The organism is Cellulophaga omnivescoria (assembly GCF_001999725.1).
GTDB lineage: Bacteria > Bacteroidota > Bacteroidia > Flavobacteriales > Flavobacteriaceae > Cellulophaga > Cellulophaga omnivescoria.
In genome coordinates this window covers 41,193-54,579 of record NZ_MDDP01000004.1, presented here as the reverse complement: position 1 = coordinate 54,579, position 13,387 = coordinate 41,193, and the positions used below count along the sequence as shown (strand labels likewise).

The window sequence follows — 13,387 nt, the reverse complement described above, 5'->3', positions numbered from 1 at the left end:
TTTTTATTTAAAATACTCCCAGTTAATTCGGAAGCTCGTTATTAATTCATTTTTTAAAATCTCAGAACTCGTCTTATTATTACAAATTGGATAGACACCATATTTATCTACAAAATCGAGAAGAAAATAGCTTTCTAAATCTTCAATTTTGAACTCCCAAACACTTCTTAACATTTCGAAATTTATATAGGTGAAAAGTAATGACTCTGCTTTTCTATAATTAGATAATCCAGCATTTTTAGACTTACCATCATAATGACCAATAAGCCTACTTCCAATGCTATTCGTTTTTTTTTCACTCATACCTATGTACAAGAGCTTAGAAACATCAAATGGATAGTTAATATCTATAGACTTACTAAATATAAAATACAAACCTGTAATACCGTTTAATGGTCTTATATTTTCAGGAGTAAAATCCATTGGTTTATCAAAATATATTGTTACTTCTTTGACCATTATTACTGCTAAGTTTTAACTTGGTTGTTGTTTTATGAAATCAATTCTTTATATATAATCGTGCTTAATAGCATATAGCCATAAATCAATATTGCTAAGACAATTAATTATTAATAGAGAAAGTTTAAACCTACAAAATATTGTAGGAATTATTGTGAAGGAAAATCGTAAACTAAACTTTTCTTTACATTAACAGACCATTCCACACACATTCCACTTCCCTCCTACGTCGTCGCATAAAAAGTGTTCTATTAACACCATATTTTCATCACGCTAAAAATACTAATTCCTACAACGTATATATTACGGAAATCCGTAATTGGTAGCATAAAAAAAGTTCCACTTCCCTCCTACGTTGTTTCATTAAAAACCAAAAAAAAACAGAATCAAACCTAAGTTTAATTCTGCCTTTTATTATTAAATTTAAATTAATTAATAAGCAATTGTTTAGTTTCATTTTTGTTGTTACCCGTAATTGTAACAGTATATAAACCTGCTGGCAATGCAGAAATATCTATTACTGTAGTACTATTTTTAGCTTTTACAGTGCGTACAACTGTGCCTACAGAAGTAATTATTCTAATAAAATCTCCTTTATTAGCAGCAACATTAACTATTGTATTAGCAGGATTTGGATATACAGTTCCTGAGTCAGTATTAATAATACTGCTATTAGTACCACAATCAGAAATTTTAGTCCATTGATTTTTAGAACAACTAGAAGCACCACCAGGTCTACAACTACCATTACCAGCTTTTAGTTCATAAATTGCATTATTAAGCTTTACTCTGTCTCCTTTTGTAAAATTTCCTGATTTTTTCCAAGTTGGAGCTGTTGAACAGTTACCAACAGGATTATTAGTTCCTCCAGAACCATCTTTTTTCCAAACTCTTATATAGTCTACGTGCATAGATACTGGCATTTCATCTATATTCTTTTTTGCTCTAGCATTAACCTCTGGGTTTACAGGCTCAAATACATTTCCTTTAAACTCTACAAATGGAACTCTTAAGCCTAATGATGCTATAACATACATTGGATTATCACTCCAATAGGTATTATCTAAAGCCTTCCCTACTCTTACACCATCTACATAAAAATATAATTTAGAAGGTGTAATTTCACAACCGTAGGTATGCCAACCTTTGGTTGGGTCAAATTTGCCTGGTAACTCGTACTTATTTAATTGAGCATCTCTTGCTTTTGGTTGTTTTGGTCTATACCAATCTCTACCAAAACTTGCCTTTTTTACTAAGTGAAGATTAGATTCTGCATCTGTTATTAAATCTTGTTGGTGCCCAGCCGGACCATTAGGATCAAAATCAAATTGTTGTAGTTCTACAACATCAATTTCTGTATATACAGCTTCTCCAATTGGCTTACTATCAAAAAACTTACTGTACAACCAAAAAGAAGGACATACGCCTCTGTACTTGTCTAGTCCAGTAGCTTTTGGAGAATTAATTTCTGCACCATAAATTCTAGCCTCTACATAACCTACAAAGTTTTTAGGCAACTGTTTTATAGATTGTAAACAACCACTTTTAAAATAAGTAATACCATCTATAACATTATTTGCATTCTGACGCATAGTTAACTCAACAGCACTTTCTCCTTTAAAGTTTACAGATTTTGCATTAGCATTGTTGTTCCATTTCCAGGCTTTAGTACTTGGTAAATTAGCTGTTTTACTCCATTTGCTCCAATTAATATTTCCTGAATTAAATTCATCAGAAAAATCGTTTAATAATTTAAAATTATCGTTAGGATTAGAAGTTTGTCTGTTAGGTTGCTGACTGTAGCCTAGCAAGCAAACACATACCAAAATAAAACTTAACTGTAGTTTTTTTGTTTTCATAATTTTTGATTTTTAGAACTAAATATTTTTTTAGTGATGATTGTATAATCATTTAAAAAATCAAATGTAGTAAGAATTACACTACAAAATAACTCAATTAATATCTAGGATAAAATAGTATTAGCATTGGATAATTTACTACTTATGAAGAGAACACACATCAACACTATTATTTTTCACTAAAAAATAGTAATGAAATAAAGTAGAAATTCTTATTACTTGATAAGGTTAATAATATGACTTATTGAGGTAAAGCTTTGGTCATAATACTTATAATTTAGCATAAAATACATATAAAAACAAATAAACATAACTGCTTAATAATTAAAACAACTACATATGTCTATACTAACAATTATACTAAATATAATACTACCACCATTAGCTGTATTTATGAAACACGGAATAGGAAAAACATTTTTAATTAGTCTTATACTAACAATTATTGGGTGGTTACCAGGAGTTATACACGCATTTATTGTTAATGATTAAATGCGTTAGCAGCTTAATTTTAATAAAAATGCATACTCTAATAAATCGTGTATCTTTATATTAAATTAGTACAGAAATTTTAAATCCATTACTGTTTATCGTTATTTTAAAAATAATTTTTCATTAAATGATTTATATAATATATATCCTATAATAATACTAAAACATTTGGGTATTACAGAAGTCCAACTATACCTAACAAATTCATAATTGTTTCTAGCCTTTTCTGTGAATTGAAATTCTCTGACAATTACTTCTATCACTTCAATTATTCCAAAAACGATTAAATAAATTGCTAAACAATATTTAAAGCTTAGTATTAACTTTAAAGCCCATTTTTCATCATTAGACTCAATGTTATCAGGAATATATATATTTGTAAATAATGATGGTTTAATTATCAGAAATAATCCAAAAATTAATTTCAAGAAGACACCTATAAATGAAAGAATAAAATCTAGTAGTTTAGGTTGTTTTGAATATGTGTAACCATCCATTTTTTTCATTTCCAAGTAGTTGACATATTCAGATATTAAGCTGTCTAAATTTTCAATAAAATTTATTACGAGTAGAATTCCAATAATCGTAATTCCAATTTTAATAATGTTTTTCATAATTTTAATTAATTATACACCACGGTTTTGCTTATTAAACCTTTAGTGTTTACGCTCCTAATTTAGTAAATAAAAATAGTCTTGTACAAGTGTTAGTTAACTCTTCTTCTTCTGCTTAGTTCACTTTAATTCCGTCTGCAATTTGTTTTTCAAAAGTTTCACTGTCCTTAAAGGCACATAAATTTCCGTCTGGGTCAAAAAATTTCGCAATTGTTCCCCAAGTGTGTTCTTGGTAGTCCACTTCAATATTTTTTTCAATCAGTTTGTCCGCAAGGATTTTAACGTTAGAAACATTCATTCGTAAACAAGTCTTAATTCGTTCAGATTCAGTTTGTGTTCCGTTATATTCATCGTCAAACTCTACCATCAAATAAGAGTTGCCAAATTCAAAACACGTCAGATTTTCAGTTTCAAACATTTTGTTTAATTCAAGTATGTTTTCATAAAAGTCTACGCATTTTTTATATTCAATAGTATACAATATTATTCCTGTTCGTTTAAAGTCCATAGTGTTTTATTAGGTTACACACAGCGGTTTTGTATAAGATTAGCTGCGTGGTTTAAGCAACTAATTTAGCAAATAAATCACATGTAGAATATTATGATTGTTCCAACTCCTCGGGATTTATGTTGCTTTTTCTTTTCCTTCTTTAAAACTTTCGGTTTTGCCCAAAGCCCGCATTACGTTTACCCATTGTTAGCAATAGACTTTTTGAGAACTAGTGAAAACCAAGGTTTGCTAGAATAATCAACTACCGTTGTAGAATACAAATTCCAATCATCCTTTTCGTAAAAAGTTGTCGGCATTGGCATTTCGAAGTCATTTTTTGGTAACTCTACCAGTTGAAAAGGATTGATATTTTTTGGCGCTCTTTTTATTACCTCCGATTTGACTCTTTTGTATAAATTAAGTTTAGATTTTACTGCTGTCTCATTTTTAACACCAGTAAAATATGCTATCGAATCTTTTCTTACGTAAATAAAACTATTTCTTCTTGAATTTATAAAAAGTGTTGAATCGTTTTGGTCTAGTAACCAACCGTTACTTATTTTATTCAATTCTGAGTAAACTGATTCAAGACTATTGTTTTCATAAAAAGCCAATAAATCGTTTGGCCCTAAAACTCGCTCTTCTGTATTGTACAGTTTCTGGTAGTCAACTAAATTTATTTCTTGTGGATTTTCGGGTAAATAAAGTATTTCGATTTTCTGTCCGATTCCTTTTCCACGAAAATTATCATAATTAACTGGTATAGTTTCTTCAAATACATTCCCGTTTTCGTCCTTATATTTTAATGCTAAGCTGTAATTAAAAGTACTGGTTTTGAAATTGCGTGACCTTGATACACCCACTACTGTAGCTTCTGTTTTGATACCTTTTTGGATTAATTCTTCCGATTTTAATTTATTAGATACAATATAGATTATAGGAATTAGAACAATTGCAATTATTCCAGCAATTAATAAATAACCTTTTGTCTTATTGTTTTCCATTTATTTGTTTTTAGGTTTATTACTAACGGCTTTGTATATGGTTTCTTGCGTGGTTTAGACACTAAGTTTTCCGATTATAACTCACCTTAAGTTTACAATAATCATTTTCGTTTAACCACCAAAACCGCTATTTTTTATATAGCCGTGTATAATAAACTACTAAAACAAGCCTTTGCTATTGCAAAATCAGAACTAATATATGATGATTCTTACAGAAGAACTTTAGCTAAAAATTAGTTAGTTTTTACTTCTTTTTTACCACAATACTTTGTTTTCAGTAGTACTTATTTCGGAATTTCAACTTCTTTTTGACTAACTGCTGAATTGTTTTTCGATTTTTCAACAATTTCGTCTGCATTTTTACTTAATTCATAAAGTTTTTCTCTTTCTAATTTTAATTTCTTGTCAAGAAAATTATGTCTCAATTCAAATTCTGTACAAATTTGACTCCAAGTTTTAACGTAGACTTTAATTCTCCCATCCTCATTATAAACTAACGATTCTTCTCCGTGGTTTTTATTAGTCTTAATTTGCATTTCGATGTACTGGCTTGTATTAAATTTATTACCTATTAGATAAAATTTCCAAGACATATTTGGTGCATTGAACTCTTGTCTAGACCTTATTACACTTAAGTATTTCATTACTTGAGAATATTCCTTTTCCCCTAATTTGATTTTTGGATGTTTTAATTCAAGAACGATGTTTTCTATTTTTGAATCTTTTTGATGTTGTCTACAAGCAAAAATATCCATTTCTCTATTCTTATTGATATGGTCAATTTTTGTGTCAGTTATTTCTCCCGTTGTTTTGTATATGTATCTTTTCAGAGCCTCTTCAAACTTTGGTTCAGCTGCTGTAACTAAATGATATTCTTCTCCGAAAAGCCAGTAATGATTTTCAATTAAATCCTGTAAATGTGGTATTTCTTTAGCTCCAAGTTCTTCATTAAATACAAGTTCTTTTAATTGGTAATAAGTTTTGTATCTATCCTCAATTAGCTTAATTGTATTTATAACTCTGCTTAAACTTGTCTTGTGTAAAATATTAGACAAATCTTCTCTTTCTTCTGGTTCTAACTTAGTAACACCTTCTATTATCTTGAATATATTTTCCCTTTCATTAGAATCAAGTAATAAGTCAATAAATTGTACGAATATCTTTTTCTGTTCTAAATTTAAATTAGAAAATATTTTAGGTTGAACTTCATATAAACCAATGATTGTGTCTTTAAGTTCTTTACTTCTAATTTGTTCCCAAGAGTTGTTGTAGTTTGGTATTATTCCTTCTAATTCGTAATCTAATACTAATCTTTCTGCATATTGTCTTAAGTAGGGTTTACGTTTACTTTTTAAATATTCATTAAGCTTATTAATTAAGTATTTGTATTCTGTTGAAGATTTTGCTTTTGCAAATAAACTTACTTGGTTGCTTTCCTCATTTTTGCTAAAATCAAAGTGTGAGAAGAAATCACTTTCGATATATATACTATGATAGTAATAATCTCCTTTTTTATTTAGAGTAGTGAAATTTTTATAAATTTCTTTTCCATTAGAATCTTGAAAATAAAATTTAGAATGTTCTTTATTTAATGATTCAGTCCATTGAACATATTTTATTTTAAATACGCTATTGCTATTTTCTAATTCGAAAAAATCTCTGTCAGCTACTAAATCAGAATAATCTAATGGTATTCCATTTATAATAATTGAATACTCTTTATTTAACTCTAAAAACCAGCAAAATTCTTTTTTCAAATAGGCTGTCAACTCTTGTTCAGCGTAATCTATACCAATAAGTAAGTTTGTGAAATATACTGTTGTACCAGTAAACTTTGAATCTGAATTAATTAAACTTTTGTCGTAAACTTTTAAATTTTCAGCCGAAATACTTATTGTACCTCCTTTAATTCCTTTTTTCTCATAATAAGTTGTCCATTTTGCATCATTTGAAAAAGTGAAAAATGTTAATCGACCAACTCCATTTTTACCGTGTAAAATTGAAGAATGTTTAGGTGATTGTATTTGAATAGATTTTTCCGAATCATAGAAGTTGTCAAACTTGAAACCCATATTATCAAGGTCAATTCCAGTACCATTATCTTTTACTTGTATAAAGTCAATTTTTCCTAATTCGTTTGAGTCGTAGTTTATCTCAATCTTAGTTGCTTTTGCATCAAAACCATTCCAAACATATTCTGCAAATGAAGAAGCTGGATTGTAGTTTTTTAAAACTTTTTTAATTCCTTTTGATGTAATTTTTGCTTCTTTCTGCATTTGGTTTGAGTATTACTGCCAACTACACATAAACGTAAATACTAACGTTTATTACGCCAATACAGGTGTATTAACACTCTTAATGTAGTTTGGTTAGTTTTGGTTGTTAAATTTTCCTACAATGTAAAACTATTTTTTTTACCACAATTACAGATATGTATACTTGGGTACTATTTATTTATAAATGGTACAAAATTAGTTATTGGTAACACTTACTACGGATTTTGGAAAATGCTACTTACCTCCTACTTTTTACAAAATAAATTACTAAAAAACTTATGTATTTAACTACACCTTAATAACATCTGCTACAATACCTTGTACTTTAAAATCTGTAGTTAAAATAATTGGTTGGTGTTTTGGGTTTGTAGAGTGCGGCTTTAAAACAAGGTTGCTACCGTTGTTTTTAAATTCTTTAACGGTAGCTTCATCATCTAACAAGGCCAATACTAAATCTCCAGTTTCTGCCGTATGCTGGCGTTTAATTAGTAGTAAATCGCCACTGTTTATTCCTTTCTTGTTCATAGAGTCTCCTGTAGCTCTTAGCAAAAAATAATCTGAAGGCGTTTTTACCAACTTTGTAGATATGGCAATTTGTGCCTCTATATGCTCTTCTGCAAATATCGGTAAACCGCAAGCTACAGAACCTACCAAAGGTATGTTTACCGTATCGGTTTCTGTTGTAGTTGTATTAAATACGGCTTGGTTACCATCTAATAAATCTCTGGCTTCTACTTGTAAAATTTGTGCAATTTCATACAGTAACTCTAAACTAGGTTGTCTCCTATTTTGTACATAAGAATTTACCATATTGTAGCTTTTGCCTAGTTTTTCTGCCAACCAGGTTTGCTTAATTCCTTTGTCTTCTAATACATACTTAATACGGTTCATAACTGCATTGTTTTCAGTGTCAAATATAGTAAAATACACTTTTATATATCATAAAATGAGATATAAATTAATTACAAAATATGCTTTTTATTAGTTTACATTGTATCTTTACAGTCTAAATTCAAATTTTAAGGTATGTCTTTTCAACGTGTACAAGAAAAACTTAACATCCTTGCAGATGCTGCAAAGTACGATGTGTCTTGCTCCTCTAGCGGCAGTAACAGAACCAATACCAATAAAGGATTGGGTAATGCGTCTGCTTCTGGTATTTGCCATACCTACACAGAGGATGGCCGTTGTGTATCTCTCCTAAAAATACTATTAACAAACCATTGTATTTTTGACTGTGCTTACTGTGTTACACGTAAAAGCAATGATATTAAACGTGCTGCTTTTAAAGTACAAGAGGTGGTAGATTTAACTATAAATTTTTACAGACGTAACTATATTGAAGGTCTTTTTTTAAGCTCTGGTATTTTTAAAAGTGCAGACTATACTATGGAACGTTTGGTTGCTGTGGCTAAAAAATTGCGTTTAGAGGAGAATTTTAATGGGTACATACATTTAAAATCTATTCCGGGTGCTAGTGATGAGCTAATGCGTGAGGCTGGTTTGTACGCAGATAGACTTAGTGTTAATATTGAAATTCCGACTAAAAAAGGCTTAAAACTTTTAGCTCCAGATAAAAATAGAGAGGATTTTATTAAACCTATGATTAAGGTTAAAAATGAAATTATACAGTACAAAAACGAGAAAAAGCTTATTAAAAGTACACCAAAATATGCTCCTGGTGGGCAAAGTACACAAATGATTGTTGGTGCCAGTGGTGAAAATGATATGCAGATTATGTACACCTCTAACTATTTTTACAAGAATTTTAATTTAAAACGTGTATACTACTCTGGCTATGTGCCAATTAGTTATGATACACGTTTACCACAAATTGGTACTCCTGTTCCTATGCTACGCGAAAATAGATTATACCAAACAGACTGGTTACTAAGATTTTACGGGTTTAACATTGAAGAGATTTTAAACGAGCAACACCAACATTTAGATTTAGATATTGATCCTAAATTGGGTTGGGCACTACGTAATTTACACGAGTTTCCTATAGATGTAAATAAAGCAGACAAGCATATGCTGGCAAGAATTCCTGGTTTAGGAATGAAATCTGTATATAAAATACTAAAAGCAAGGCGCTACAGACAACTTAATTGGGAGCATTTAAAGGCAATTGGTGTATCATTAAATCGTGCGCAGTACTTTTTAATTTGCGCTTCTAATAAATTTGAAACTAGAGATTTAACTGCCGAAAAAATTAAAGGTTTAATATTGCAAAATTCTAAAAGTAAATACACAGATTTGCTTAGTAACCAATTAAATCTTTTTGGATAGACTTGTGTTATGGAGACCACACTAATTTATGACGGTACATTTGATGGGTTTTTAACAGCAGTATTTACCGCCTTTGAGCTAAAATTAAAAACTGTTAAAATTGTTACAGAACAACGATTTTTGCAACCTTTATTTGGCACTTATGACACCGTTTACACTAGCAAAGAAAAAGCCAACCGCGTTTGGGCGGGCTTAAAAAAGAAAATGTCTACAGATGAAGTTAGGCGGTTTTATTATGCATTTTTAAGTGAAAAACCCATTGTAGAAGATACTTTATATAATGCAATAGTATATGTATTTGCTTCTCATAAAAATGTTGGGTCTGACTTTACTAACAAACATATTTTAGAGATTGCCAAGCTCACTAAAAACGTTGGACGAGAAAAACACAGAATGGAAGCTTTTGTACGTTTTAAACTTACTAAAGATGGTGTTTATTTTGCTAACATAGAGCCAGATTTTAATGTGTTACCACTTATAAAAAGGCATTTTGAAAAACGTTATGCAGACCAAAAATGGCTTATTTACGACTTAAAACGTAAATATGGTTTGTATTATAATTTAGAAAAGGTAGATATAATTAAGCTAGACTTTGATGCTAGTTTTGACCCCACTAAAACTTCTGCAGATATATTTGCAGCGGTAGAATTAGAGTTTCAGCAATTATGGAACGATTATTTTAAAAGTACAAACATTGAATCTAGAAAAAATATGAAACTGCACATACAACACGTGCCTAAGCGATATTGGAAATACTTAAGCGAGAAACATATTTAGTAATTTATTTTAGCACAAAAAATGTAGTTTTTACAGCTAAGTTAGTAGTATAACCTAAAATCTAATAGTTTACACATTTTATAATGTCTTTGGTGCAGTTCTTCTACAACATCAAACATATTGTCATCTTCTTTAAACAAATTAAAAAAAACTTTGTCTAATTCTGCACTAGATATACCGTTATAAGGATTGCCATAACCAGATACGCCTTTTGCCCCAGTAATAGCTATAAAATATTGTGCTTCTTCTTCATCTAAATCTAAAACTTTAGCATTAGAAAAGTGTAGAATTTTGTTTTGCAATCTGCCTTCAAAAATTTCTGCTATTTCCTGTAAACTATAGTAATAATCATTTAAACAAATGCTATTTGCCTCCCCAGCAATTACAAGATAAATAATTTCATAATTTTTAAAATTATGATCATCTAAAAGTAACGTATTTAAGCTAGCCTCTAAATCCTCTATAGTGTCGCACGTTTTGTAAATACTAGCAACACCGTACTGTGAGGTTAATTCTGCTAATTTATTTTGTGTTGTAGTAATTGTATTTAACTCTACATCTTCTACCCCTTCTAAGCAGTAAATAAAATAGTCTGTATTAGCTTCTTGTTGTTCTGGTAATTGTCGCCTTTTTTCTAACAAATTGTAATTTTTATATAGCTTATTAATTACAAAAGTAACGCATATTTTAGTCTTGTTGTTTTTGTACACCTGTTAAAATTTCTTTTGCAAGACCTATATCTTTACTTTTATGTAGTACAGATATATCTCCAGTACTTTCTAGTACAACAGCTAAAATTTCGCTTTTATCTTTTACATTAGCCTCTCTAAGTTTAGCATAAATATCTTTTGGATCTACATTGGTTTTCCTAAGGTTTTGAAGTATAAATTCTCCGTTTTCCATTAATAACATTGGTTTGTTGGTAAATAAGTTATTAAACCACTCATAATTGCGTTTACAATACGAAAAAACAGATTGAAATAAGATAATACCACCTAAAGCTATTGCACCTTTAGTAATAGATTGGTTAGAATTTAAAACAATAGACGCTAATATAGAACCTATTGCAATTGTAGAAGCAAAGTCAAAACTAGACATTTTGGCAAAAGTACGTAAGCCAGATATTCTTGTAATTATTATTATAATGGTAAATATTGCTACAATACTTAGTACAACTTTACCTAAAATTTCGCCCGATGCAAATAACCAATTTTCCATATTTATTTTTTATAGCAAAAATATGGCTGTTAGCTAGCTACTATTATCTTAATTAGGTTTAGTGTTAACGCTAAACGTTTTTATAAAAAAAGCACTAACCAAACCAGTTATAATCTAGTTTAATTAGTGCTTTAAAACTAAGTAGTTAATAATTAGTACTCTGTTTTATCTTCTTTTTTAGTCCATTCTTGAAAAGGTTTTATCGCTATTTCAGGCGATAACTGCTCAAAAGGTATACTTCTTTCATTGTACGGTAATGGAATTTCTTTGTAAATAAATTCATCATCAAAACCAATATTAGCAGCATCTGCTTGGCTGCTACCGTAGTATACTTTTTCTGGTCTTGCCCAGTAAATTGCACCTAAACACATAGGACAAGGCTCACAAGATGTGTAAATTATACACCCATCTAACTGAAAAGAGTCTAGATTTTTACACGCATCTCTTATAGCAGTAACTTCTGCATGTGCAGTTGGGTCGTTGGTAGAAGTTACTTTATTATTTCCTTTACCAACAATTTTACCGTCTTTAACTATAACACAACCAAATGGTCCGCCTTCATTGTTTTGCATTCCTTTTAAAGCTGCATTTACAGCTTCTTGCATAAACTTTTCGTCACTCATTTTATTTCTATTTTTTGGCAAAATACAAATCATTTTAAAAAATCAATTTAAAATAAACTCATATTTCTTGCAATTACTCATTTTTAGGTATAAAAAAAGTCCATCAAATTAATGATGGACTTTTGTAAAAACTTGAAATATATATTTAGATAACTTTTACGTTTACTGCATTTAATCCTTTGTTTCCTTCTTGTAAGTCAAATTCAACTTGGTCACCTTCACGGATTTCATCTGTTAATCCTGAAATGTGCACAAAATGATCTTTCTCTACTCCTTCTTCAGTTATAAATCCGAATCCTTTTGTGTCGTTGAAAAACTTTACTGTTCCTTTACTCATAATAATATTGTAATAATTTGATATTAACTTCTGCAAATGTAAGCCTAATAAAGTTAGCAACACCTTAATTTGTAACTTATTATTAATTAATATTTTATAAATACTAATTAAAGTACTAATTAAAATGATTATTAATTGAATTGCACCTGCAATAGTACAAATAAAATTAAGTTAAGTTTTAGCGTATAAACATATAGCCTACACATTTATACAAGACTAGTTTGAATACGTTATATATGAATTAATTTGATGCTAAAAAACCAGTAATACGTATCTTTACCAACTTAAAACACTAGTTAACAAGGTTTGGAGCAGATAAAAACATATTTAGATCAGATTGCAACAATTTCTAATGAAGATTGGGCATTTTTTACCTCTAAATTACAACGAAGAGAAATTGCTAAAAAGGATATTTTTTTAAAAATAAACGAAATAGAAAAACATATTTCTTTTATAGAAACTGGTGTAGTGCGTTTGTTTATACCAAAAGATAACCCAGACAAAGAAATTACGTTTGGTTTTAGTTTTAACAACCAGTTTATTAGTGCATATGATTCATTTTTAACGCAGCAACCCTCTGCATACCAGTTGCAGGCACTTACCAAAACCACATTATTAAGTATAACTTATGAAGATTTGCAAGAGGTATATGCAAAAACACAAATTGGCAATTTTATAGGAAGATTAACTGCAGAACGTTTATTTTTAATAAAGTCTAAAAGAGAACAAAATTTACTTAACCTAACTGCAGAAGAACGCTACCTTAAATTATTTAAGGAACGCCCAGAACTTTTAAAGGTAATTCCGCTTAAGTACATAAGTTCTTACATTGGTATTACAGCACAGGCTCTAAGCCGTATAAGAAAGCGCCTATAAGCTGGTATTTACTGGCTTTTTATTGATTTGGGTTCATTGTTTTAAGAAAAAGTCCAAATTACCTTTGCAAAAA

Annotated in this window: 14 protein-coding genes and 2 pseudogenes; 4 read left to right on the top strand and 12 right to left on the bottom strand. The window is 29.6% G+C overall.

Going from position 1 to position 13,387, the window contains the following annotated elements; genetic code table 11:
* Window positions 1-3: 3 nt before the first annotated feature.
* Together BFJ87_RS02630 and BFJ87_RS02625 are read right to left on the bottom strand one after the other, a co-directional pair.
* On the bottom strand, window positions 4-459 hold the full coding sequence (locus tag BFJ87_RS02630; RefSeq protein ID WP_077399529.1) for a hypothetical protein: 456 nt from the start codon (window positions 457-459) through the stop codon (window positions 4-6).
* A gap of 428 nt (window positions 460-887) precedes the next feature.
* Window positions 888-2,318 carry a T9SS type A sorting domain-containing protein gene (locus BFJ87_RS02625; protein WP_077399526.1) on the bottom strand — a complete coding sequence of 477 codons (1,431 nt, stop codon included), beginning with the start codon at window positions 2,316-2,318 and terminating at the stop codon, window positions 888-890.
* A gap of 339 nt (window positions 2,319-2,657) precedes the next feature.
* On the opposite strand from BFJ87_RS02625, the gene BFJ87_RS02620 reads away from it, so the two are divergent.
* The gene (locus BFJ87_RS02620) at window positions 2,658-2,810 is read left to right on the top strand and encodes a YqaE/Pmp3 family membrane protein (protein WP_077399523.1); all 153 of its coding nucleotides are present in this window, start codon (window positions 2,658-2,660) and stop codon (window positions 2,808-2,810) included.
* 101 nt (window positions 2,811-2,911) lie between these two features.
* Here the strand turns inward: BFJ87_RS02620 and BFJ87_RS02615 are convergent, their stop codons facing one another.
* From BFJ87_RS02615 to BFJ87_RS17010, 6 genes and pseudogenes are all read right to left on the bottom strand, one after another.
* Entirely contained in the window at window positions 2,912-3,424 is a 513-nt protein-coding gene (locus tag BFJ87_RS02615; protein WP_077399520.1) for a hypothetical protein, read from the bottom strand.
* 115 nt (window positions 3,425-3,539) lie between these two features.
* Window positions 3,540-3,932, bottom strand: coding sequence for a VOC family protein (locus BFJ87_RS02610; protein ID WP_075695591.1), 393 nt, complete (start codon window positions 3,930-3,932; stop codon window positions 3,540-3,542).
* 179 nt (window positions 3,933-4,111) lie between these two features.
* The gene (locus tag BFJ87_RS02605; RefSeq protein WP_077399517.1) at window positions 4,112-4,918 is read right to left on the bottom strand and encodes a DUF3592 domain-containing protein; all 807 of its coding nucleotides are present in this window, start codon (window positions 4,916-4,918) and stop codon (window positions 4,112-4,114) included.
* Window positions 4,919-5,202: 284 nt separating this feature from the next.
* Window positions 5,203-7,194 carry an ATP-binding protein gene (locus tag BFJ87_RS02600; protein ID WP_077399513.1) on the bottom strand — a complete coding sequence of 664 codons (1,992 nt, stop codon included), beginning with the start codon at window positions 7,192-7,194 and terminating at the stop codon, window positions 5,203-5,205.
* A 288-nt stretch (window positions 7,195-7,482) separates the two neighbouring features.
* Window positions 7,483-7,860: pseudogene (lexA, locus tag BFJ87_RS17015) on the bottom strand (transcriptional repressor LexA); the annotation flags it as partial.
* 48 nt (window positions 7,861-7,908) lie between these two features.
* Window positions 7,909-8,085: pseudogene (locus BFJ87_RS17010) on the bottom strand (helix-turn-helix transcriptional regulator); the annotation flags it as partial.
* A gap of 135 nt (window positions 8,086-8,220) precedes the next feature.
* Here BFJ87_RS17010 and BFJ87_RS02590 point away from each other — a divergent pair.
* The gene (locus BFJ87_RS02590; RefSeq protein ID WP_077399510.1) at window positions 8,221-9,483 is read left to right on the top strand and encodes a putative DNA modification/repair radical SAM protein; all 1,263 of its coding nucleotides are present in this window, start codon (window positions 8,221-8,223) and stop codon (window positions 9,481-9,483) included.
* Window positions 9,484-9,492: 9 nt separating this feature from the next.
* Entirely contained in the window at window positions 9,493-10,260 is a 768-nt protein-coding gene (locus BFJ87_RS02585; RefSeq protein ID WP_077399506.1) for a TIGR03915 family putative DNA repair protein, read from the top strand.
* Window positions 10,261-10,301: 41 nt separating this feature from the next.
* Here BFJ87_RS02585 and BFJ87_RS02580 read toward each other — a convergent pair whose 3' ends face one another.
* From BFJ87_RS02580 to BFJ87_RS02565, 4 genes are all read right to left on the bottom strand, one after another.
* Window positions 10,302-10,901: a DUF6642 family protein gene (locus tag BFJ87_RS02580; RefSeq protein ID WP_077400084.1), complete on the bottom strand. Its 600-nt coding sequence runs from the start codon at window positions 10,899-10,901 to the stop codon at window positions 10,302-10,304.
* 46 nt (window positions 10,902-10,947) lie between these two features.
* Window positions 10,948-11,478: a DUF421 domain-containing protein gene (locus BFJ87_RS02575; protein WP_077399503.1), complete on the bottom strand. Its 531-nt coding sequence runs from the start codon at window positions 11,476-11,478 to the stop codon at window positions 10,948-10,950.
* A 152-nt stretch (window positions 11,479-11,630) separates the two neighbouring features.
* Window positions 11,631-12,101: a nucleoside deaminase gene (locus tag BFJ87_RS02570; protein ID WP_077399500.1), complete on the bottom strand. Its 471-nt coding sequence runs from the start codon at window positions 12,099-12,101 to the stop codon at window positions 11,631-11,633.
* A 145-nt stretch (window positions 12,102-12,246) separates the two neighbouring features.
* Window positions 12,247-12,438, bottom strand: a complete 192-nt coding sequence (locus BFJ87_RS02565) for a cold-shock protein (RefSeq protein WP_077399497.1) — start codon at window positions 12,436-12,438, stop codon at window positions 12,247-12,249.
* Between the two features lie 306 nt (window positions 12,439-12,744).
* Here BFJ87_RS02565 and BFJ87_RS02560 point away from each other — a divergent pair, with 306 nt between their 5' ends.
* On the top strand, window positions 12,745-13,314 hold the full coding sequence (locus BFJ87_RS02560; protein WP_077399494.1) for a Crp/Fnr family transcriptional regulator: 570 nt from the start codon (window positions 12,745-12,747) through the stop codon (window positions 13,312-13,314).
* Window positions 13,315-13,387: the final 73 nt, after the last annotated feature.

Coding starts and splice junctions, on each gene's coding strand:
- BFJ87_RS02630 (WP_077399529.1), bottom strand. CDS start 459: ATGGTCAAAGAAGTAACAATATATTTTGATAAACCAATGGATTTTACT.
- BFJ87_RS02625 (WP_077399526.1), bottom strand. CDS start 2,318: ATGAAAACAAAAAAACTACAGTTAAGTTTTATTTTGGTATGTGTTTGC.
- BFJ87_RS02620 (WP_077399523.1), top strand. CDS start 2,658: ATGTCTATACTAACAATTATACTAAATATAATACTACCACCATTAGCT.
- BFJ87_RS02615 (WP_077399520.1), bottom strand. CDS start 3,424: ATGAAAAACATTATTAAAATTGGAATTACGATTATTGGAATTCTACTC.
- BFJ87_RS02610 (WP_075695591.1), bottom strand. CDS start 3,932: ATGGACTTTAAACGAACAGGAATAATATTGTATACTATTGAATATAAA.
- BFJ87_RS02605 (WP_077399517.1), bottom strand. CDS start 4,918: ATGGAAAACAATAAGACAAAAGGTTATTTATTAATTGCTGGAATAATT.
- BFJ87_RS02600 (WP_077399513.1), bottom strand. CDS start 7,194: ATGCAGAAAGAAGCAAAAATTACATCAAAAGGAATTAAAAAAGTTTTA.
- BFJ87_RS02590 (WP_077399510.1), top strand. CDS start 8,221: ATGTCTTTTCAACGTGTACAAGAAAAACTTAACATCCTTGCAGATGCT.
- BFJ87_RS02585 (WP_077399506.1), top strand. CDS start 9,493: ATGGAGACCACACTAATTTATGACGGTACATTTGATGGGTTTTTAACA.
- BFJ87_RS02575 (WP_077399503.1), bottom strand. CDS start 11,478: ATGGAAAATTGGTTATTTGCATCGGGCGAAATTTTAGGTAAAGTTGTA.
- BFJ87_RS02570 (WP_077399500.1), bottom strand. CDS start 12,101: ATGAGTGACGAAAAGTTTATGCAAGAAGCTGTAAATGCAGCTTTAAAA.
- BFJ87_RS02565 (WP_077399497.1), bottom strand. CDS start 12,438: ATGAGTAAAGGAACAGTAAAGTTTTTCAACGACACAAAAGGATTCGGA.